This window comes from Sphingomonas immobilis (assembly GCF_030580995.1).
GTDB classification, from domain to species: Bacteria; Pseudomonadota; Alphaproteobacteria; order Sphingomonadales; family Sphingomonadaceae; genus Sphingomonas; species Sphingomonas immobilis.
This window is the reverse complement of record NZ_JAUQSZ010000008.1, coordinates 184,956-206,292: the sequence shown is the minus strand read 5'-3', so window position 1 is coordinate 206,292 and position 21,337 is coordinate 184,956. Positions and strand designations below refer to the sequence as shown.

General features: G+C 66.5%; 19 protein-coding genes. 8 read left to right on the top strand and 11 right to left on the bottom strand.

Annotation, left to right across the window (positions count from 1 at the left end):
• Positions 1-110: 110 nt before the first annotated feature.
• Complete coding sequence (locus tag Q5H94_RS13030) at positions 111-932, bottom strand: hypothetical protein (RefSeq protein WP_304561709.1); 822 nt, start codon at positions 930-932, stop codon at positions 111-113.
• A complete protein-coding gene (locus Q5H94_RS13025; protein ID WP_304561708.1) occupies positions 929-1,957 on the bottom strand; it encodes a COX15/CtaA family protein in 1,029 nt (342 codons plus the stop codon). The genes Q5H94_RS13030 and Q5H94_RS13025 overlap by 4 nt, the downstream gene beginning before the upstream one ends.
• 281 nt (positions 1,958-2,238) lie before the next feature.
• Between Q5H94_RS13025 and Q5H94_RS13020 the strand changes: the two genes are divergently transcribed.
• Together Q5H94_RS13020 and Q5H94_RS13015 are read left to right on the top strand one after the other, a co-directional pair.
• Positions 2,239-2,631, top strand: a complete 393-nt coding sequence (locus tag Q5H94_RS13020) for a MerC domain-containing protein (RefSeq protein ID WP_304561707.1) — start codon at positions 2,239-2,241, stop codon at positions 2,629-2,631.
• Positions 2,632-2,672: 41 nt separating this feature from the next.
• The gene (locus Q5H94_RS13015) at positions 2,673-3,149 is read left to right on the top strand and encodes a Fur family transcriptional regulator (RefSeq protein ID WP_304561706.1); all 477 of its coding nucleotides are present in this window, start codon (positions 2,673-2,675) and stop codon (positions 3,147-3,149) included.
• Between the two features lie 114 nt (positions 3,150-3,263).
• On the opposite strand, the gene Q5H94_RS13010 is transcribed toward Q5H94_RS13015, so the two are convergent.
• Complete coding sequence (locus tag Q5H94_RS13010; RefSeq protein ID WP_304561705.1) at positions 3,264-3,803, bottom strand: GNAT family N-acetyltransferase; 540 nt, start codon at positions 3,801-3,803, stop codon at positions 3,264-3,266.
• 148 nt (positions 3,804-3,951) lie between these two features.
• Between Q5H94_RS13010 and dxs the strand changes: the two genes are divergently transcribed.
• The 4 genes from dxs (at position 3,952) to fghA (ending at position 8,672) form a co-directional block, all read left to right on the top strand.
• Positions 3,952-5,877 (top strand): 1-deoxy-D-xylulose-5-phosphate synthase, encoded by a 1,926-nt coding sequence (gene dxs, locus Q5H94_RS13005; RefSeq protein ID WP_304561704.1) that lies wholly within the window; start codon positions 3,952-3,954, stop codon positions 5,875-5,877.
• A gap of 410 nt (positions 5,878-6,287) precedes the next feature.
• On the top strand, positions 6,288-7,400 hold the full coding sequence (locus Q5H94_RS13000) for an S-(hydroxymethyl)glutathione dehydrogenase/class III alcohol dehydrogenase (protein ID WP_304561703.1): 1,113 nt from the start codon (positions 6,288-6,290) through the stop codon (positions 7,398-7,400).
• A 22-nt stretch (positions 7,401-7,422) separates the two neighbouring features.
• On the top strand, positions 7,423-7,815 hold the full coding sequence (locus Q5H94_RS12995) for a VOC family protein (RefSeq protein ID WP_304561702.1): 393 nt from the start codon (positions 7,423-7,425) through the stop codon (positions 7,813-7,815).
• Between the two features lie 14 nt (positions 7,816-7,829).
• Complete coding sequence (fghA, locus tag Q5H94_RS12990; protein WP_304561701.1) at positions 7,830-8,672, top strand: S-formylglutathione hydrolase; 843 nt, start codon at positions 7,830-7,832, stop codon at positions 8,670-8,672.
• On the opposite strand, the gene Q5H94_RS12985 is transcribed toward fghA, so the two are convergent.
• Positions 8,629-9,237 (bottom strand): TetR/AcrR family transcriptional regulator, encoded by a 609-nt coding sequence (locus Q5H94_RS12985; protein WP_304561700.1) that lies wholly within the window; start codon positions 9,235-9,237, stop codon positions 8,629-8,631. The two genes, fghA and Q5H94_RS12985, sit on opposite strands and share 44 nt — an antisense overlap.
• Before the next feature lie 100 nt (positions 9,238-9,337).
• Between Q5H94_RS12985 and Q5H94_RS12980 the strand changes: the two genes are divergently transcribed.
• A complete protein-coding gene (locus Q5H94_RS12980) occupies positions 9,338-12,730 on the top strand; it encodes an acyl-[ACP]--phospholipid O-acyltransferase (protein WP_304561699.1) in 3,393 nt (1,130 codons plus the stop codon).
• 40 nt (positions 12,731-12,770) lie between these two features.
• On the opposite strand, the gene Q5H94_RS12975 is transcribed toward Q5H94_RS12980, so the two are convergent.
• Positions 12,771-13,652: an SDR family oxidoreductase gene (locus Q5H94_RS12975; protein ID WP_304561698.1), complete on the bottom strand. Its 882-nt coding sequence runs from the start codon at positions 13,650-13,652 to the stop codon at positions 12,771-12,773.
• Between the two features lie 90 nt (positions 13,653-13,742).
• Between Q5H94_RS12975 and Q5H94_RS12970 the strand changes: the two genes are divergently transcribed.
• Positions 13,743-14,591, top strand: a complete 849-nt coding sequence (locus Q5H94_RS12970; RefSeq protein WP_304561697.1) for a helix-turn-helix transcriptional regulator — start codon at positions 13,743-13,745, stop codon at positions 14,589-14,591.
• Here the strand turns inward: Q5H94_RS12970 and Q5H94_RS12965 are convergent.
• The 6 genes from Q5H94_RS12965 to hflK all read right to left on the bottom strand — a co-directional run bounded on the left by Q5H94_RS12965 (position 14,588) and on the right by hflK (position 21,318).
• Positions 14,588-15,250 carry an FABP family protein gene (locus Q5H94_RS12965; protein WP_304561696.1) on the bottom strand — a complete coding sequence of 221 codons (663 nt, stop codon included), beginning with the start codon at positions 15,248-15,250 and terminating at the stop codon, positions 14,588-14,590. The two genes, Q5H94_RS12970 and Q5H94_RS12965, sit on opposite strands and share 4 nt — an antisense overlap.
• A gap of 16 nt (positions 15,251-15,266) precedes the next feature.
• Positions 15,267-15,764 (bottom strand): hypothetical protein, encoded by a 498-nt coding sequence (locus Q5H94_RS12960; RefSeq protein ID WP_304561695.1) that lies wholly within the window; start codon positions 15,762-15,764, stop codon positions 15,267-15,269.
• A 1-nt stretch (position 15,765) separates the two neighbouring features.
• A complete protein-coding gene (locus Q5H94_RS12955) occupies positions 15,766-17,424 on the bottom strand; it encodes a helicase HerA-like domain-containing protein (protein WP_304561694.1) in 1,659 nt (552 codons plus the stop codon).
• A gap of 227 nt (positions 17,425-17,651) precedes the next feature.
• Positions 17,652-19,190, bottom strand: coding sequence for a Do family serine endopeptidase (locus tag Q5H94_RS12950; RefSeq protein WP_304561693.1), 1,539 nt, complete (start codon positions 19,188-19,190; stop codon positions 17,652-17,654).
• A gap of 113 nt (positions 19,191-19,303) precedes the next feature.
• A complete protein-coding gene (hflC, locus tag Q5H94_RS12945) occupies positions 19,304-20,170 on the bottom strand; it encodes a protease modulator HflC (protein ID WP_304561692.1) in 867 nt (288 codons plus the stop codon).
• On the bottom strand, positions 20,167-21,318 hold the full coding sequence (gene hflK, locus Q5H94_RS12940) for a protease modulator HflK (protein ID WP_304561691.1): 1,152 nt from the start codon (positions 21,316-21,318) through the stop codon (positions 20,167-20,169). Before hflK ends, hflC begins: the two co-directional genes overlap by 4 nt.
• Positions 21,319-21,337 lie beyond the last annotated feature (19 nt).

Here is a 21,337-nt window from a genome sequence, read left to right as displayed (position 1 = left end):
AAAACGAAAAGCGCCGCCCGATCAGGGGCGGCACCGATGGCGGCCTAATGTTTCAGGCGCGCGTGGAAGTCAAGGCTTTGTGCGGGTTTCGTGACGGGTATCAGGATACCTTAGCGCGAAACCGCCGGGCGGAACGTGATCAACGTCTCCGATTTTCCGGTGCGCGCCGCACCCGGGCCGGCGGTGACGGTCGTCGTTTCGGAACGGCTTTCGACCAGCAGGCCGGTTGCCGGATCGATTCGGCGGAGGAGGGTGAGGGTGATGCTGCCCGTCGCCGTGCTGCCGCCGGGGATGTCGGCCGGGCCGGTGATCGGCCCCGACGCGCGCGTCTCGATCGATAGGATGCCGGCGCGGTCGCGCGTGACCACTTCCTCGCCGGGCAGGCCGCTTCCCACAGGCATCGGCGGCTGCGGGGGCAGGGTGACCGGACGACGGCCCTCGGCGCGGTGGGCGTCCGCAGCCCCGATCAAGGGCGCGATAAACGAGGCGAGCATCGCGCGGCGCTGCTCCGGCCCCGCGGTGCGCAGCGGCCTGGCGAACATCGCGCCGCGCGCCGGATCGGGTGCGGACTTTTCGATCTGCTCCGCGATCAGCTCGATCAGCGTGTCGATATCCTCGATCGCCGTGACCGCGCCGCTCGCATCGACACGATAGCGGACCGTGCGCCCGGTCAGCGCGTCATTGCCCTTCGTGAAGGCCTGGCCCGCGCCCGGCGCCTGCTGGTCCGCCTTTTGCAGCACGGCCTCGACCAGATAGCCGTCGCCATCGCGCCGGAAAACGATGTGGCGCGCGGTGTGGAAACGCCGCGTCACGCCGTCGTCGATGCGCGTCACCACCGTGTCGGCGATATAGGTGACGCCCTCGACCGGGTGGAACGTCGCGGTCGCGACCGCCGGGGCCGCCGCGATCATCAGCGCCGCAATCGCGCTCATCGCCGTGTTTTCCCGATCGAATGTACGCCCCAGGTCACGCTGACGACGATCAGCGCGCCGACGAGCTGGTGGAGCGCCGCCAGTGCGATATCGACGCCGGTCATCACGGTGGCGATGCCGAGCAGGATCTGCGTCCCGAAGGTGATGTGGATGGCAACCGCTGCGCGGCGGTTCACCGGCTTCACGCGCCGCGCCAGCACGATCAGCGCGGCGACCGTCACCCACGCCCACCAGCGGTGGATGAAGTGGACGAGGCCGGGATCGTCGATCAGCAACTGCGCGAACGGCCGCGAGCCCAGCACCTCGGTCGGGAAGAAGCGCCCGTTCATCAGCGGCCAGTCGCGCGCGACCAGCCCCGCGCGCAGCCCCGCCATCAGCGCGCCATAGAACAACTGCACCGCCAGCACCGCACCGACGACCACGCCGATCAGCCCCAACCGCGCCGGCATCGCCCGCGTGTCCCGCCGCAGCGTGGACAGATCGAGCGCGGTCCACACCAGCCCCGCCAGCGTGAACAGCGCCGTCATCAGATGCGCGGCCAGCCACAGCGGCGCGACCTCGGTGCGGTCCGACAGGCCCGATCGCACCATCAACCAGCCGAACGCGCCCTGCAGCCCGCCGAGCGCGAGCAACGCCACCAGCCGCCAGAAATAGCCGCGCGGAATCTGCCGCCGCACCGCGAAATAGATCAGCGGCACCGCAAACACCGTGCCGATCAGCCGCCCGAGCAGGCGGTGGAGATATTCCCAGAAGAAGATGCCCTTGAACCCGGCGAGCGTCATGCCGTGATGGATCGCCTCATATTGCGGGATCTGGCGGTAATTGGCGAACTCCGCCTGCCACTGCGTCTCGGTGAGCGGGGGCAAGATGCCGGTGATCGGCTTCCACTGCGTGATCGACAGCCCCGATTCGGTCAGCCGCGTCACGCCGCCGACGACGACGATCAGCACGACCATCGCCGCGACGAGCCAGAGCCACTGGATGATGGCCGCAGGGGGACGGGCCGGAGGACGCGCTTGCAACATATTTCCCGCCTAGCGCCCCGCGCGCGCGCCGTCGATTGTTCAGTCGTCGCCCGAATCCATCGATTCGCCGAGTTTGTGCGCCGCGATCAAGTCGTCATGCCCAAACGTGCGTTACGGACGCCGTATATTGACGCCAGCCGATCGGGGCACCCCCGTTTCCGGTGGTGGGGCCAGGCCGGTGTGACCCTCAGGGGTTGCGCCGGTCTGGTCTTTTTACCGCGCCAATAATCTCACGATGATATGTTGTAACTTTGCGCGGGCCGTGCCACATGGGTCCGGCAATGAGCGCTTATGCCCACATTTCCGCCTTCCGGTGGATCGAGTCGCGATTCGATGGTTTCGCGATCGGCCTGTCGGGGCTGTGCGTGGTACACTGCGTCGCCAGCTCGGTGTTCTTCGCGGTCGCGGCATCGGCGGGCGGGTTGCTGCTCAATCCGCTGTTCCACGAAATCGGCCTGTCGATCGCGATCCTGCTCGGCATCATCGCGCTCGGGCGCGGCGCGATCAGCCACGGCTACATGCTGCCCGCCGCGGTGGGATCGTTCGGGCTCGGTATCATGGGCGGCGCGCTGTCGCTCCCGCACGACGGCGGCGGCGGAGAGACAGTGTGGACGTTGATCGGCGTCGCGATCCTCGCGCTCGGCCACGATCTCAACCGCCGCGCCGCCAACTAGCCGCGCTTGCCGGAAGGGCGCCGAGCGCCTACCTTGAACGCATGTCCGCTCACCATCATCATCACGAACCGCAAGGGCTCGATCTCGCCCGCGCCGCGCAGGAGACGCTCGAGAAATCGGGCGAGCAGTGGACGGTGATGCGCGCGCAGATCTTCTCGGCACTGGCCGGGTTCGACAAGCCCGCCTCGGCCTATGACATCGCCGAAGCCGTCTCGAAATCCGAAGGCCGCCGCGTCGCCGCCAACAGCGTGTACCGCATCCTCGATCTGTTCGTCGGCGCGAACCTCGCGCGCCGGGTCGAAAGCTCGAACGCCTATATCGCCAACGCCCATCCCGATTGCCTGCACGACTGTATCTTCCTGGTGTGCGACGACTGCGGTCAGACGGTCCATCTCGACGACGACCGCATCACCAAGAGCGTGCGCTCGGCGGCGGAGCACGCCGGCTTCTCGCCGGTGCGCCCGGTGATCGAAGTCCGCGGCAAATGCGCCGACTGCGATTCGAACGAGGCGGCGTAAGCAAAGTCACCCCTCCCCTTCAGGGGAGGGGCAGGGGGTGGGGGGAGGTCTCGCAGAGCGGACCCTCGGTGAGACTCGGCCCCACCCCAACCCCTCCCCTGAAGGGGAGGGGGTTCAAATGATATCCTTCCCCATCCGCACCCCCGGCACGGCGGGGCCCTCGCTCGACATCTTCATCACCCGTTCGATCGGCAGATAGCCCGCCGCCAGGTACAGCGGCTCGCCCGCCAGCGTCGCCATCATCTCCAGCCGGCGGAACCCCGCAGCCCGCGCCGCATCCTCGCACAGCCCCAGGATCATCCGCCCGATCCCGCGCCGCACGAAGGCCGGATCGGTGTACATCGCCCGGATGCGCGCCGGCTCCGTCGCGGGATCGAGCTCGCGGTCGTTGCGCAGTTCCGCACTGTGATTCCCGCCATAGAGCGTCGCGCGGAAGCTCCAGCCGCCACAGCCCGCCGGCACGCCGTCCTCCTCCACCAGGAAATAGGTGCCGTCGGCGATCAACTGCGTATCGAGCCCCATGCTCAGCCGACTCGCCGCAACCTGCTCGGGCGTCAGGAAATCGCCCTGCAAGGCGGCGATGGCGCGGTCCATCAGCGCGGCGATGGCGGGAATATCCTCGACCGTCGCAATACGGTGCCTAAGCCCGGTCATCATGCTGCCCCATTCCAGTCCCCATTCGCGCGCTCTAGTGCAGACCCCAGATGCAGACGTTGTGGTTTTGCAACGCAGGAGCCGTCAAGTGACCGAGATGACGATGGTTATAATCGACAATCCCCCCCGGCTTCACTAAGTACGGCCGATGGTTGACGCTTCCACGACGCCGCTGCTCGACACGGTCGATACACCGGCAGACCTCCGCAAGATCGATGTTGCCGATCTCCGCCAGCTTGCCGACGAACTTCGGCAGGAAACCATTTCCGCTGTCGGCGTGACCGGCGGCCATCTCGGTTCGGGGCTCGGCGTGGTCGAGCTGACCGTGGCGATCCATTATGTCTTCGACACCCCGGCCGACCGGCTGGTGTGGGACGTCGGGCATCAATGCTATCCGCACAAGATCCTGACCGGGCGGCGCGACCGCATCCGCACGCTGCGTATGGGCGGCGGGCTGTCGGGCTTCACCAAGCGCAGCGAGAGCGAATACGATCCGTTCGGCGCGGCGCACAGCTCGACGTCGATCTCCGCATCGCTCGGCTTCGCCATTGCCAACAAGATCGCCGGCAAGCCCGGCAAGGGCATCGCCGTGATCGGCGACGGAGCGATGAGCGCGGGCATGGCCTATGAGGCGATGAACAACGCGGAGGCCGCCGGCAACCGCCTCGTCGTGATCCTGAACGACAACGATATGTCAATCGCGCCGCCGGTCGGCGGGCTCTCGGCCTATCTGGCGCGGCTGGTTTCCAGCAAGGAGTTCCTGGGCCTGCGCGATCTCGCCAAGCGCGTCGCGAAGAAGCTGCCCAAGCCGATCGCCTCGTCGCTGCGCAAGACCGACGAATTCGCGCGCGGCATGGCGATGGGCGGCACGTTGTTCGAGGAGCTCGGCTTCTACTACGTCGGCCCGGTCGATGGTCACAACCTCGACCAGCTCATCCCGGTGCTCGAGAACGTGCGCGACGCGGCGGAGGGGCCCTGCCTCGTCCATGTCGTGACGCAGAAGGGCAAGGGCTATGCCCCGGCCGAGGCGGCGGCGGACAAATATCACGGTGTGCAGCGTTTCGACGTCATCACCGGCGCGCAGGCCAAGGCGCCTCCCGGCCCGCCCGCGTACCAGAACGTCTTTGCGGCTCAGCTCATCAAGGAAGCCGAGACCGATCCGACGATCGTCGCGATCACGGCGGCGATGCCCTCGGGCACCGGCCTCGACAAGTTCGCGGCCGCTTTCCCCGACCGCACCTTCGACGTCGGCATTGCCGAACAGCACGCCGTCACCTTCGCCGCCGGTCTGGCCGCGCAGGGGATGCGGCCGTTCTGCGCGATCTATTCGACCTTCCTGCAGCGCGCCTACGATCAGGTCGTCCACGACGTCGCGATCCAGAACCTGCCGGTGCGCTTCGCGATCGACCGCGCAGGGCTCGTCGGTGCCGACGGCGCGACGCATGCCGGGTCTTTCGACGTGGCCTATCTCGCCACGCTGCCGAACTTCGTCGTGATGGCGCCTGCCGACGAGGCGGAGCTGACGCACATGGTCCACACGGCGGCGGCGCACGACAGCGGGCCGATCGCGGTACGCTATCCGCGCGGCAACGGCACCGGCGTCGAGATTCCGGCAGTCCCCGAACTGCTCGAAATCGGCAAGGGTCGCATCGTGCGCGAAGGGCACAAGGTTGCGATCCTGTCGCTCGGCACCCGCCTCGGCGAGTCGCTCAAGGCGGCCGAGGCGCTCGAGGCGCGCGGCCTGTCGACCACCGTCGCCGATCTGCGCTTTGCCAAGCCGCTCGACGAAGCGCTGATCCGCAAGCTGCTGACCACGCACGAAGTCGCGGTGACGATCGAGGAGGGTGCCGTCGGCGGCCTCGGCGCGCACGTGCTGACCTTCGCGTCGGACGCGGGGCTCATCGACGGCGGCCTCAAGCTGCGCACGCTGCGCCTGCCGGACACCTTCCAGGACCAGGACAAGCCCGAGGTGCAATATGCCGAGGCCAAGCTGGATGCGGACGCCATCGTCGAGACCGTGCTGGCGGCGCTGCGCTACAATTCGAAGGGCGTGGTAGAGGGCGCGCGGGCGTAACGCGCGGCCATTTACCGTACTCACCCCGGCCCCTTCGACTGCCTGCAAGGCAGGCGCTCAGGACAGGCTTTGGCCGGGGTTCCCTTTTCTTCTGAACGCCGATGGAAAGCCGTTCCGGTTAAATCCGGGACGGCGAATGGCTACGCTGTCCTACACGCTGCACATCGGTTATCCTCGTCGCCGCTCTTTCCCATCGTCGGGCCCCCGGAGGTGCGTTACCCGTTTCCGCGTGCTCACCCGACTTGCGCCCGATTGGTGCAATTTTGGAAACGATCTCGCCTTACATTTTCGATTCAGGTGTCAATCTGTCAAGCAAGCTATCACTCTGGGTGCCACCGCCCCGCGCCTCTAGCATTTGCGCGCCGACGCGGTAGGAACTCAAGCCACCGAAGAGTCCGTGAGGAGCCCTGATGAAAACCCGCGCCGCCGTTGCGTTCGAGGCGAAGCAGCCGCTCGAAATCGTCGAGCTCGACCTCGACGGGCCCAAGGCGGGCGAAGTGCTGGTCGAGATCATGGCGACAGGCATCTGCCACACTGATGCCTACACGCTCGACGGCCTCGACAGCGAGGGGCTGTTCCCCAGTGTGCTGGGTCACGAAGGCGCGGGCATCGTCCGCGAGGTCGGCGCGGGCGTCACCTCGGTGAAACCCGGCGATCACGTCATCCCGCTCTACACCCCCGAATGCCGCCAGTGTAATTCGTGCCTCAGCGGCAAGACCAACCTCTGCACCGCGATCCGCGCGACGCAGGGCAAGGGGCTGATGCCCGACGGCACCACGCGCTTCAGCTACAAGGGCCAGCCGATCTTCCACTACATGGGCTGTTCGACCTTCTCGAACTTCACCGTCCTGCCCGAGATCGCGGTCGCGAAAATCCGCGAGGACGCGCCGTTCAAGACGAGCTGCTACGTCGGCTGCGGCGTGACGACCGGCGTCGGCGCGGTGGTCAACACCGCCAGGGTGCAGGTCGGCGACAATATCGTCGTGTTCGGCCTCGGCGGCATCGGCCTCAACGTGCTGCAGGGCGCGCGGATGGCGGGCGCGAACAAGATCATCGGCGTCGACATCAATCCCGACCGCGAGGAATGGGGCCGCCGCTTCGGCATGACCGACTTCATCGACGCGCGCGGCCAGTCGCGCGAGGATACCGTCGCCGCCGTGCTGGCGCTGACCGATGGCGGCGCGGACTATACGTTCGACTGCACCGGCAATACCGAGGTGATGCGTACCGCGCTCGAGGCCTGCCACCGCGGCTGGGGCACGTCGATCATCATCGGCGTGGCCGAGGCGGGCAAGGAGATCAGCACGCGGCCCTTCCAGCTCGTCACCGGCCGCAACTGGCGCGGCACCGCGTTCGGCGGCGCGAAGGGACGGACGGACGTGCCGAAGATCGTCGACTGGTATATGAACGGCAAGATCGAGATCGATCCGATGATCACCCACGTCCTCTCGCTCGAAGAGATCAACAAGGGCTTCGACCTGATGCACGCGGGTGAGAGTATCCGGTCGGTGGTGGTGTACTGAGTTCAATCTAGGGGAGAAAAGCATGTTCAGTCACATGATGGTCGGGGCCGATGATCTCGACACTGCAAAGACCTTCTACGACGCCACGCTCGGCGCGATCGGCATGCGGCCGGGCGCGCGGATTTCGCCGACGCGCGTTTTCTACACCGACGGAGCCGTGAACTTCCTCGTCACCACGCCGATCGACGGCGAGCCGGCGACGCACGCCAATGGCGGCACGATCGGTTTCTCGATGAAGTCGCCGGACGAGGTCGAGGCGTGGCACGCCGCCGGCGTCGCGGCGGGCGGCAAGTCGTGCGAGGATCCTCCCGGTGTGCGCGGTGCGGGCACCGACCGGCCGATGTATCTGGCCTATCTGCGCGATCCGGCCGGCAACAAGCTGTGCGCGCTGCATTTCCTTCCCGCCGGTAGCTGAGGAGCGCTAACGCCATGATCGAGACGGTCAGCCGCTGGAAATCGCATGGGGGTGTGCAGGGCGTCTATCGCCACGCTTCCTCCACCACGGCATCGCGGATGACCTTCTCGGTCTTCGTTCCGCCGCTCGCGCCGGGGGCGATAGCGCCGGTCGTCTGGTACCTGTCGGGCCTTACCTGCACCCATGCCAACGCGACCGAAAAGGCCGAATACCGGCGGACCTGCGCCGAACTCGGCCTGATCTTCGTGGTGTGCGACACCAGTCCGCGCGGCGAGGGCGTGCCCGGCGATCCGAACGGCGCGTTCGATTTCGGTTTCGGCGCGGGCTTCTATCTCGACGCGACCGAGGCGCCGTGGTCCGCCAATTACCGGATGTGGAGCTACGTCACCGGTGAACTGCCCGATGTGATCGCGGCGAACTTCCCGGCCGATATGGCGCGCCAGTCGATCATGGGCCATTCGATGGGCGGCCATGGCGCGCTCACCATCGCGCTGACGCTGCCGGATCGCTTCAAGGCGGTCAGCGCCTTCGCCCCCATCGCCGCGCCGAGCCAGGTGCCCTTCGGCCGCAAGGCGCTGCGCGGCTATCTCGGCGATGACGAAGCCGCGTGGCGCGCGCATGATTCGGTCGCACTGATCGAGGACGGCAAGCGCTTCGGCACGCAGGTGCTGGTCGATCAGGGCGACGCCGACGAGTTTCTCGACGAGAATCTTAAGGCACCGCTGCTGGCCGAGGCGTGCAAGGCGGCGGGCATCGACCTGACGCTCAGGATGCAGCCGGGCTACGACCACAGCTATTATTTCATCTCGACCTTCATGGCCGATCACCTCCGCTGGCACGCGGAGCGTTTGCGCTAAGCGTCTCGCGCACGCGCGCCAGCGCCGCGCCGCGCGGGTCGCGCTCGCCGAGCAGCGCGAAGGTGCCGCCGAGCGCGAAGGCGCAGTGGCCGTGGACGGTCGCCACCAGCGAGCGGGCGAGCGCGGCGGCGTCGGCCCCCGGCACCGCGCGCGCGATCTCGCTCTCGACCAGCCCGAGCAGCGCGGCACGGCGCGGCAGATAATCCTCGGGCAGCGGCGTCTCGGCGGGCGGGCGATGATCGTAGATCGCCATCCACAGATGCGGATGGCCTTCCGCGAAGTCGAAATAGGCGTCGACCAGCGCGGCGATCCGGTCCTCGCCCGCCACCGCCAGATGATCGCGCATCGCGTCTGCCCAAAGTCCAAAGGTACGGCTGTTGATCGCCAGCACCAGCCGGTCGAGGCTGCCGAACACGTTGTAGATCGTGCCGATCGAATAGCCGATCCGTTTCGCCACCTCGCGCGCGGAGAAGGCGGCGAAACCGCCCTCAGCCATCAGCGCTTGGCCTGCGTGAAGTATGAGTTCTTCAAGCTCTGTGCGATTATGATCGGATCGGCGGCCCATTCCGGCCTGTTACGGTTAAAATTGAACGCTGTCTAATTATTATATTGAACAGTGCTCAGTTCTGTGCGATCCACGCTCGACTCGAAGAGGAAGACCCCTGATGTCGGCACCCGATTTCTCGTTGCTCGCCAAGCGCCGCTACGGCCCGCTGTTCGTCGTGCAGTTCTTTGGCGCGTTCAACGACAACGTCATCCGCTTCGGGATGATCTTCCTCGCGACCTATGGTCTTGGTCGCGCCTCGCCGATCGATCCACGCATCCTGCCGGAGGTTGCGCTTGGGCTGTTCATGCTGCCTTATTTCCTCTTCTCCGCGCTCGCCGGGCAGATCGCCGATGCGATCGACAAGGGGCGGCTGATCCGCATCATCAAGGCGGCCGAGATCGGTATCATGGCCGTGGCGCTGACCGGCTTCTGGCTGAGCAATATGTGGCTGCTGCTCGCCGCGCTGCTGCTGCTGGGCGTGCATTCGACCTTCTTCGGCCCGGTCAAATATTCGATCCTGCCGCAACACCTTGGCGAGCATGAGATGATGGGCGGCACCGGCCTGATCGAGGCCGGCACCTTCCTCGCCATCCTCGCCGGGCAACTGCTCGCCAGCAATATCGAGCCGTGGCTCGCGGCGAGCATCGCGATGGGCTGCGCCGTTGTGGGCTGGGCCTCCGCGCTGGCGATCCCGGCTGCGCCGCCTTCGGGCGCGAACCACGCGATCGACTACAACATCGTCCGCGGCACCTGGGATATCCTGCGCACTGCCACCAAGGGTCGGGGCATCTGGCTGGCGGTGCTCGGCATCAGCTGGTTCTTTGCGGTCGGCGGGCTCGTCGCGCAGGACGTGCCGGTGTTGGTCAAGGACCAGATCCACGGCGACGCTTACGTGGTCGATCTCTTCCTCGTCATCTTTTCGGTCGCGATCGGCATTGGCAGCCTCGCGGTCAACCGGCTGCTCAAGGGCGAAGTCTCGGCGCGCTATGTCCCGGTCTCGGCGCTGTTGATGGCGGCCGGGCTGATCGACCTGTGGATCGCCACCAACACCTTCGCGACGCCGGCCACGATGAACATTCATCAGTTTCTCGCCGATCCGCAGGGTTGGCATGTGATGATCGCGCTGACGGTAACTGCGTTTGGCGGCGGCATGTTCGTCGTGCCGCTCTACGCGATCATCTCGACCTTCACCGCCCCGGCCGAACGCTCGCGGGTAATCTCGGCGAACAACGTGATGAACGGCGTCGTCTCGGTCGTGCTGCTCGGTGTGATGATCTTGCTCGCACGGGCGGGAACAACGGTGCCCGGATCGATCGGCGCGCTCGGCTTCGCGACGCTCGCGGTCGCGCTCATCTCGTGCTGGCTGCTGCCGGAGACGGTCATCAAGTCGCTGGTGCGCGGGTTCCTCAAGCTCCTCTACCGCGTCGAGGTCGAGGGGACGGAGAACATGCCCAAGCCCGGCGAGCGCGCCGTGGTGGTCGTCAACCACGTCTCCTGGCTCGACGGCCTGCTGCTGGCGGTGTTCCTGCCCGGCAAGCCGGTGTTCGCGGTCCACACTGCCGTCACGCAGCGCTGGTGGATGAAGCCCGCGCTGAAGCTGTTCCACGCCTTCCCGGTCGATCCCACCAACCCGATGTCGGCCAAGGCGATGGTGCGCGCGGTGAAGGAGGGCAACACGCTCGTGATCTTCCCCGAAGGCCGCATCACCGTGACGGGTGCGCTGATGAAGGTGTTCGACGGCCCCGGCATGGTCGCCGACAAGGCCGATGCGCCGATCGTGCCGGTGCGCATCGACGGCGCGCAGCTCACGCCCTTCTCGTACCTGCGCGGCAAAGTGCGGACGCGCATGTTCCCCAAGATCACGCTGACCGTGCTGCCGCCGCGCCGCTTCCACGTCGAGGGCGAGATGACCGCGCGTCAACGCCGCGCCGCCGCCGGCCGCCGCCTTTATGACGAGATGAGCGGGATGATCTTCGCCACCTCCGACACCAACCGCACTTTGTTCGAGGCTTTGCTCGACGCCAAATATCTCGGCGGTGCGAAGAAGGCGGTGGTCGAGGACGTCAAGCGCGAACCGCTGACCTACTCGCGCCTCATTACGGCGAGCATCGCACTCGGCCGTGCGCTGGAGCCGATGACGAAACCGGGCGAGGCGGTCGGGGTGCTGCTGCCCAACGTGTCGGCGGTGGTCGTCACCTTCTTCGGCCTGCAGGCGACGGGGCGCGTGCCGGCGATGCTCAACTATACGGCAGGCCTCGCCAACCTGAAGGCGGCCTGCACGGCGGCGGAGGTGAGGACAGTGCTGACCGCGCGCGCCTTCGTCACGCAGGGCAAGCTGGAGGCGGTGATCGCGGGGCTGGAGGGCGAGGGGATCACGGTCCGTTACCTAGAGGATATCTCCGGCGCGATCGGAACCGGCGCGAAACTGCGCGCGCTGATCGCCTCGCGTTTCGCGCATGGCGCACATCGGCGGCGGAAGATCGCGCCGGACAGCGCGGCGGTGATCCTGTTCACCTCGGGGTCGGAGGGGTTGCCCAAGGGTGTCGTGCTCACGCACCGCAACCTGCTGGCGAACTGTCTCCAGCTCTCGGCGCGGATCGATTTCAACGGCTCAGACATGGTGCTCAACGCCCTGCCGGTGTTCCACAGCTTCGGGCTGACCGGCGGCACGCTCCTGCCGATCTTCTCGGGCGTGAAGACTTTGCTCTACCCGAACCCGCTCCATTACCGCATCGTCCCCGCGCTGGCCTATGACAGCAACGCGACGATCCTGTTCGGCACTGACACCTTCCTCGCCGGCTATGCGCGCATGGCGCACAACTACGACTTCTATTCGGTGCGCTACGTCTTCGCGGGTGCCGAGCGCGTGCGTGACGAGACGCGCAAGAGCTGGATGGAGAAGTTCGGCCTGCGCATCTTCGAAGGATACGGCGCGACCGAGGCCGGGCCGGTGATCGCCGTCAACACGCCGATGCACTTCCAGAGCGGCAGCGTCGGCCGTTTGCTGCCGGGCATCGAGAGCAAGCTCGACGCGGTGCCGGGCATCACCGAGGGTGGCAAGCTCTCGATCAAGGGGCCGAACGTGATGGCCGGATACATGAAGGCCGACCAGCCGGGCGTACTGCAACCGCCCGAGGGCGGGTGGCACGACACCGGCGATATCGTCACGATCGACAATGCAGGCTTCGTGACGATCCGCGGCCGCGCGAAACGCTTCGCCAAGATCGGCGGCGAGATGGTCTCGCTGCCCGCCGTCGAGGGTTACGCGGCGGCCGTGTGGCCGGAGGCGGAGCATGCCGTGGTGACGCGCCCCGATGCCAAGAAGGGCGAGCAGCTTGTCTTATTCACGACGAAGAAGGACGCCAAGGCCGCCGACCTCCAGGCCTGGGGCCGCGCCAACGGCATCGCCGAACTCGCGATCCCGCGCGACATTCGCGTGCTCGATACGCTGCCGGTGCTGGGAACGGGCAAGACCGACTATGTCACGATGGGGGCGATGGCGGCGGAATAGCCCCGGCCGGGCCGCGCCGATCGCCCCTCGTGCGCTGGCTCTAGACGAACGCCAGCTTGCTCAGGTCCGCAATCATCGTCGGGCCGATGGGGGTCCAGCCGAGCTGCTCGCGCGTCAGTGCGCTTGTCGCGGGAATGTCGACGCCGGCCAGCGCACCTAGCCACCCGAAATGCTCGGCTGCTTCCTCCGGCGTCTTGCTGACGACCGGAATGTTCAGGCCGCGCCCGATCACTTCGGCGATCTCGCGCAACGCCACGCCCTCCTCGGCGACCGCATTGTAGCGGACGCCTGCGACATTCTTCTCCAGCGCGAGCCGGTACAGTCGCGCCACGTCATCGACATGGCCCGCCGGCCAGCGATTGGCGCCGTCGCCGACATAGGCCGACACGCCTTTCGCGCGGGCGATCTCGATCAGCGGCGTGATCAGGCCCTGCTTGAGCGGATCATGAACCTGCGGCAGCCGCATCACGACGACGCGGCCGCCCTTGGACGTCACCGCGTCTGCCGCCTCTTCGGTCGCAACGCGCGGGATCGGCGAGTTGGGCGCGTCCTGCTCGGTCGTCGGACGTCCTGGCGTGATCGCGGCAGCCGTGCCCGAGGTGACGATCAATAGCCGGTCGGAACCGGCCAACGCCGCGCCCAGCGTCGCGATGACGGTGCGGTCATGCTCCGAATGCGCCTGCCAGTTGGTGAAATCGTGATTGAAAGCGAGGTGGATCACGCCGTCCGATGCCGCTGCGCCACTGGCGAGGCTATCGAGATCCTCCAGCGAACCACGGTGCGGCTCCGCACCCGCGGCGGTGAGTGCGACGGCACCTTGCTCGGAGCGGGTGAGGCCGAGAACCTGATGGCCCGCGTCGATCAGTTCCTTGACGACGGCGGTGCCGATGAAACCGGTCGCGCCGGTGACGAAAACGCGCATGTGTCTGTTCCTCTTGATGGAGAGACACAGATCGGGGCGGATGCTATCCTGTTAAAGTAGTGATCTTATCCTGGTATAAAGGCTAATAGCATGCCGCAATCCGCTGCAGACCCCGCATTGTTCAGCACGTATCTCAAGGATCGCCGCGCGCGCCTCGATCCCGCAGATTTCGGTATTTCCGGCACGCGGCGGCGCACGCCGGGTTTGCGCCGCGAAGAGGTCGCGCAGCGCGCCAACATCAGCGCGACCTGGTACACCTGGCTGGAACAGGGGCGCGGCGGCGCACCTTCTGCCGACGTGCTCGATCGTATCGCGCGGGCGCTGCTGCTCACCGACGTGGAACGCGAGCATCTCTATCTGCTGGCGCTCGGGCGTCCGCCGGAGGTGCGATATCATGCCCCCGACGCGATCACGCCGCGATTGCAGCATATCCTCGACGCGCTGGAAGTCAGCCCGGCGCTCGTGCGCACGGCGACATGGGACGTGGTCGCGTGGAACCGCGCGGCGGCGATGGTGCTGACCGATTATGCAAGGCTGCCGCCAGGAGAACGCAACATCCTGCGCATGATCTTCGGCAACCAGCAGGTTCAGCGGTTGCAGGGCAATTGGGAGAACGTCGCGCAACACGTCGTCGCCTCGTTCCGCGCCGATGCCGCCCGCGCCGGCGCGGCCTCGCAGGTCGGCGACCTGGTCGAGGAATTGTGCCGCATGAGCCCCGACTTCGCGCGGCTGTGGCAGGCCAATGACGTGCAGGCGAGCGGCGAGGGCGACAAGCACCTCCGCCATCCCGTGCTGGGGCCGATCACCTTCGAATATTCGTCCTTTGCGGTCGAGGGCCGGCCCGATCTCTACATGGTGATCTACAACCCCTCGACCGCGGAGGAGGCGGCGCGGGTGCGGGAGATGGTCACCGCGCCCGCGCTGGAGGATGCCGCCTAGGCCTTCGCCGCGCGCCTATCGAGGATCGCCTTCAACGGATTGGGCTTGCCCGAAGCGGTCCGGTGGAGCGTGTTGGTGTCGTGATGCTCGAACGGTTCGGTGCGGCCGGGCATCATCAGCATCGTGCGCGCGTCGTAGGTCCAGGCATCGTCGCCGTGGAAGGCGACGTCGAGCCGGTAGCTGTCGGTGCGAAAACCGTATTCGAGGAACGCCGTCGAGCAGATGCCATATTGCGTCTCCCCGCGCGTGGCGCTCACGCTCAGTGTGTCATCGCCAGGCTTGGCCGTTCCGCTCGCCAGCGCGACCTGACCGCGCGGGATCGCCAGCGTCTGCAGAATCATGCCGGTCTTCGGCTCCCACAGCCAGTATCCGATCTGGTCGTGGAAGGTGATGTCCTCCTCCCGCGTCGTGATGTGGATGTGATAGCGTAGGCCGTAGAGCAATTGCGGCCCGTTGGCCTGCGGGTCGATCGCATCGAACGACACCTTCTCGATGAACTCGCGCCGCTCGGGCCCATCGGCCTTGGGGTTGAGATCGACGCCCTTGTGCGCCTCCCACCGCCCCGCGAGCCGCGCCAACGGCCCGAGATTGGCGAGCGTATCGGGGTCGACATCCGACGGCTCGGTGAAGATGTCGTGGGGGAAGGGGCTGGGAGTCATAGATAATCCCTGTAGATCATTGCGGCGGGGATCCCGAATTGGGATCTATATGCTGCGAAAAATGAAGGGTAACGTTGCTGCGTAACTCGCGTAACTGCGCGCCCGATACTCCCGTTGATTGTTCGGCAACGCCGGTTATCGCCGCGGCGCCCTGCCATATCGTAAACGCGACCTTGATAGCCTTGCCATTGCGATTTGCGATCGTCTGGCTGCGGGCGAAAACGGGATTATTCTTGTTGCCGACTCTACAGTTCGGAGTCGTCTGCGGTCCGAATGTGCCGGTTGGAAGGCCTTTCCCGAACCAAGTGTCTAAATCCATCCCGAACCCGGGCCGATAGGTGCAGAATACGGTCGCCGGGGTGACCTCAAAAGAACCACCGCCACGCAATTCTTTCGGATCCTGTATCGTCTGGTCGAGCACCTTACGAGCAAAGGGAGGGTAGCCGTCTTTGTCGCGAGGCGTGCAAGCCCCTGTAGCAAAAGCCATCATCGCCAGCGTCGCAGCGGCGCGCATCTCAACGCCCCTTGAAGAGCCCGCCCAGCACCCCGCGCAAGATGCCGCCGACAAGGCCGCCGCCGCCGCTGCTCGAACCGCGCCGTGATCCGGTGCCGAACACCTGCTTGGCGACCTCGTTGGCGACCTGCCGCGTGATCGTGGAGGTGGCGGTGCGCGCGGCGGAGGTGGCGATCTTGTTCCACGGGCTGTTCGCGGCCGCGCGCGCCTCGGCGGCGGCAGCCTGCGCGGCGGCGCGGTCGGCGGCGATCCTGGCGCGCTCGGCCTCCTTGGCGGCGCGCGCATCGTCCTTGGCCTGCGCGGCGGCGGCCTTGTCGGCGGCGTCCTTCGCGGCGGCCTCGGCAGCGGCGGCGCTCGCCTCCTGCGACTTGGCGGCGAGGATTTCCTCGCATGATTCGCGATCGACCAAAGTGTCGTATTTCGCGCCGATCGCGTCGGTCTGGATCATCACGGCGCGCTCCTGCGGCGTGATCGGGCCCACGCGCGAGGCGGGCGGCTTGATCAGCGTGCGCTGGACGGGCGAGGGCGCTCCGTCCGGCTGCAGCAGCGACACCAACGCCTCGCCGACCTTCAGTTCGGTGATGACGGTGGCGACATCGACGTCCTTGTTGGCGCGGAAGGTGGTGGCGGCCGCCTTCACGGCCTGCTGGTCGCGCGGGGTGAAGGCGTTGAGCTTGTGCTGGACGCGGTTGTTGAGCTGGCCGGCGACAGTATCGGGAATGTCGATCGGATTCTGCGTGATGAAATAGATGCCGACGCCCTTGGAGCGGATAAGGCGCACGACCTGCTCGATCTTCTCCTCCAATGCTTTGGGGATATCGTTGAACAGCAAATGCGCCTCATCGAAGAAGAAGCACAGCTTGGGCTTGTCGGGATCGCCAACCTCGGGGAGCGATTCGAACAGTTCCGACAGCAGCCACAGCAGGAAGGTCGAATAGAGCTTGGGGCTCTGCATCAGTTTGTCGGCGGCGAGGATGTTGACGATGCCGCGGCCTTTATCGTCCAGGCCGATGAAATCGCCGAGCGTCAGCGCCGGCTCGCCGAAGAAATGCTCGCCGCCTTGCGAGCGGAGCTGCAGCAGCGAGCGCTGGATCGTGCCGATCGATTGCTTGGAGACGTTGCCGTACGTCGTCGTCAGCGTGTCGGCCTGTTCGGCGCAATAGCTCAGCATCGACTGGAGATCGTCGAGGTCGAGCAGCAGCAAACCCTCCTTGTCGGCGACATGGAAGGCGATCGTCATCACGCCCTCCTGCACCTCGTTGAGGTCCATCAGCCGCGAGAGGAGAAGCGGGCCCATCTCCGACACGGTGGTGCGGATGGGGTGGCCCTGTTCGCCGTAGAGATCCCAGAATTGCACCGGATTGTCGGCATAGGCCCATGTGTCGTCGCCGATGTCCTTGGCGCGCGCGGCGAAGATCTCGTGCGTCTTGGCCTGCGGCGATCCGGCCATCGCGAGGCCGGAGAGGTCGCCCTTCACGTCCGCTACGAAGCACGGCACGCCGGCCGCCGAAAACCCCTCGATAATGCCCTGGATGGTGACGGTCTTGCCGGTGCCGGTCGCGCCCGCGATCAGGCCGTGGCGGTTGGCGCGCTTGAGTTCGAGCTGCTGGGGGTCGGTGCCGCCGCTTCCTGCGCCGATGAAGATGCTGCCGTCCGCCATGTTCGCTCCCCGCTTAGGTGCGGAAAGCTATCGCGCGGATTCGGGCGAGGGGGAAGGGGCCGTTTACCCTCTCCCGCTTTCGCGGGAGAGGCAACGGAGACTTGGTCCGCACTCTTCATGCGGGCCTGGTCGCAGCCGGTGAGGGTCTTCTTCTTCCCGCGCGTCGAAAAGAAGAAGGCGCTCCTCCAACCTCCCGCGAAGGCGGGAGGAGGCCAAGACAAGCCAAGTTACTTCTTGAGCTTGATCCCGACGAAGATCGCCGGGTTGCGCCCGCGCTGCAGATACAGCGCGACCTGGTCGCGGCCCGCCGCCTTCGCCTGTGCCACGACCGCCGCCAGTGCCGCCGGGGTCGTCGTCGAGACGCCGTTCGCGGATACGATGACGTCGCCACGCTTCAGCTTCTGGCCAGCATCGGTCGAGGGATCGGTAGTGGCGATCACCACGCCCGATACCGACGAATCGATATTGAGGCTGCGCGCGATCTGCGGGGTCAGCGTCTGCACCGTCAGGCCGAGCGCGTTGGCGGACGCCTTGCCGGTGGTCTGGGCGTCGCCCTCGTCCGGCAGGCCGTCGTCATCGCCGTCGCCGCTCACCTTGGCGGCGAGCACGTCCTCGGACGGGCGCGTGCCGATAACCGCGGCGACCGTGATCGGCTTGCCCTGGCGGATCACGCCGAGATCCACCTTGGTGCCCGGCGTCACGTTGGCGACGAGGTAGCTGAGCGATTGATCGGGCGACACTTCCTTGCCGCCGACCGAAGTGACGACGTCGCCGACCTTGAGCCCGGCCTTGGCGGCGGCCTCGCCCGGCTCGATCGAGCGCAGGATTTCGCCGTGATTCTTGGGCAGGCCGAACGATGCGGCGAGATCGTCGTCGATCGGCTGCGGGCCGACGCCGAGATAGCCGCGCGCGATCTTTGTGCCCTTCATCAGCTTGTCGATGACGGGTTTGGCGTCCTCCGCCGGGATGGCGAAGCCGATGCCGATATTGCCGCCCGACTGGCCGGCGAAGATCTGCGAGTTGATGCCGATCACATTGCCGTTCAGGTCGAACATCGGCCCGCCCGAATTGCCCTGGTTGATCGCGGCGTCGGTCTGGATGAAGCGGTCATATGCGCCGCCGCCGGTCACGCGGTGCAGCGCCGAGACGATGCCGGCGGTCACGGTCGAGCCGATGCCGAACGGGTTGCCGATCGCGACGATCCAGTCGCCGACGCGCGCCTTGTCCGAATCGCCGAACTTCACGAACGGCAGGCTCTTGCCCTCGATCTTGAGCAGCGCGAGGTCAGACGTGGGATCGCGGCCGACGAGCTTGGCAACATATTCCTTGCGGTCGATCAGCGTGACGGTGATCGTATCGACCGTGGCGCCCTTCGCGCCCGGCGCGACGACATGGTTGTTGGTGACGATATAGCCGTCCGCCGACACGATGAAGCCCGAACCAAGCGAGGTCGCCTCGCGCGTGGTGGGGGCGTTGTTGCCGCCCTGGCCGCGGTTCATCTGGCCGAACAGATCGCCGAATGGCGTGCCCGCGAACGGATTGGGCTGCTGCTCCACCTTGATGTGCTGCGTCGTCGAGATGTTGACGACGGCGGGCTGCAGACGCGCGACCATGTCGGCGAAGCTCATCGGCGCGCCGGCCTTGGGTGCGGCTGCGGCAATTACGCCCGGTTCGTTCTGGGCGGTCTGCATCGGCGGTTCGAGGGCAACGGCGGCGGCGGTGCCGCTCAGCAGAATGGCTGCGGTAATGGCGTAGGCGTATCGCACTGGGGTCTTTTCCTCTCGTGTGCCGAAGGAAGGCAACGCTGAAACTCTACCGACGGTTGCTGAACGGCAATTGAATATGAATGACCTGAAAGGTCGCAATTGCAAACGTCAACTCAGCGCCGTCCCTGGAATTCCTTCAGATAGGCATTGTCGGGCGACAGAACCAGAGAGGTCTGGCCCTTCACCTGATCGCTGAACGTGTAGCGATAGGACTGCATCGCCCGGTAGAAATCGTAGAAATCGGGATCCTTGTTGAAGCTCTCGGCATAGATCTGTGCGGCCTTGGCGTCGGCCTCGGCGCGGATGATCTGTGCGGCCTGCTCGCCCTTGGCGCGGATCGTCAGCGCTTCCTGGTCGCGCGCGGTCTTCATCCGGTCGAGCGCACTCTGCAACGGCGTGCCGTCGGGCAGGCCGGCATGTTTGATGCGCACGTCGACGATCTGCACGCCGTATTGCGAGGCGAGATGCTGCAGGCCAATCTGGATATTGTCCATCACCTGCCCGCGCTCCGGGCTGAGCAGCGCCGCAAACGGACGTTTGCCGAGCTCGTTGCGCAAGGCGGAGCTGAACAGCGGCTGGAGCTGGTCGATCACGCGCTGCTCCGTCACCGACGTGCTGCCGGTCGAGACGACGGCCTTCAGCGGATCGACGATGCGGAAGCGCGCATAGGCGTCCACCTCGAGCCGCAACTGGTCGGTCGACAGCACCGGCTGCTTGTCCAGCTCGACGTCGAGCACGCGCTTGTCGACCCATACGATGCGATCGATCAGCGGGATGCGCCACGTCACGCCGGCGCCGGAGCGGCCGAACACCTCGTTCGGCTTCCAGCGGTTGATCGCGCTGCCGACCGGCTGTTCGAAGCGCAGGATCACCGCCTGCTTGGTCTCGGGCACGATCGCGACGGTGCTGGCGAGCAGGATCAGCGCCAGCAGCACGGCGATGGCGATGGCGATCGGGTTGCGGAGCGTCGCGGCGTTCACTGGCCGGCTCCCGTCTGCGGCGCGCTCTGCGGCGCGGTGGCCTGCGGCGCGGGCGTCTGCGGTTCGGGCAGGCGACGCATTCCGCCGGGCAGCGGCAGGTAGGAATTGACGCCGGGTGCGGCGATGATGGTCTTGTCGCTGCCGGCCATCACCTGTTCCATCGTCTCGTAATACATGCGCTTGCGCGTCACTTCGGGGGCGAGCTTGTACTGGGCGTAGATCACGTCGAACGCCGTCGCCTGGCCCTGCGCCTGCGCGAGGATCTGCTGGGCATAGCCGCGCGCCTTGTTGACGTTGCCGACCGCCTCCTGCTGCGCGGCGGAGACCTTCTTGAACGAATCGACGACCTGCGCCGGCGGCTGCGCCCCGCGGATGGCGACGCCCTGGATGCGGATGCCGGCGTTATAGCTGTTGAGGATCGTCTGCATGTTCTGCTGGACCTTCACCTCCATCGCGTCGCGGCCCGATCCGATCGCCTGGTCGAGCGAGGCGGTCGCCATCACCGCGCGCATCGCGCTTTCGGCGGTGGCGCGCAACGTCGCTTTCGGATCGGCGATCTGGAAGGCGAAGTCCTGCGGATTGCTGATGTCCCAGCGCACCGAATAATCGACGTCGACCAGATTCTGATCACCGGTCAGCATCAGGTTCTCGCCGCCATTCTCCGGGAAGGTGTCGGTCTTGATCTCGCGCACGTCGAGCACCTGCACGGCGTTGAAAGGCGCTGGCAGGGTGAGACGGATACCCGGCTCCAGCGTGCCGGAATACCGGCCGAGGAACGTCACGACGCCGCGTTGCTGCGGGCCGATCGGGTGGATGCTGGTGAAGCCGAACCACGCTGCCACGATCAGCGCCGCGCCGATCGCCCACAGCACGTTCGGGCTCGGCGTGCCGGGGATGCGCGGACGACCGCCGCCACCGCCGCCGCCCGATCCACCGCCGCGCGCGCGCTTGATGAACTCGTCGAGCGCGCTCGGGCCGGGCACCTTGGAACGATTGCCGGGTTGCGGGGCCCAGGGATTGCGCGGGCCGTCCCCGCTGCCCCCATTGTCGCTGCCGCCGCCTTCACCGCCGGAGCCACCGCCCCACGGTCCCTTGTTGTCCGCATTGAAAATAGCGAGGCGCCGCGGCCAGCCCGAGAAAATCGTCATGGCTCATCTATAGGCAGCC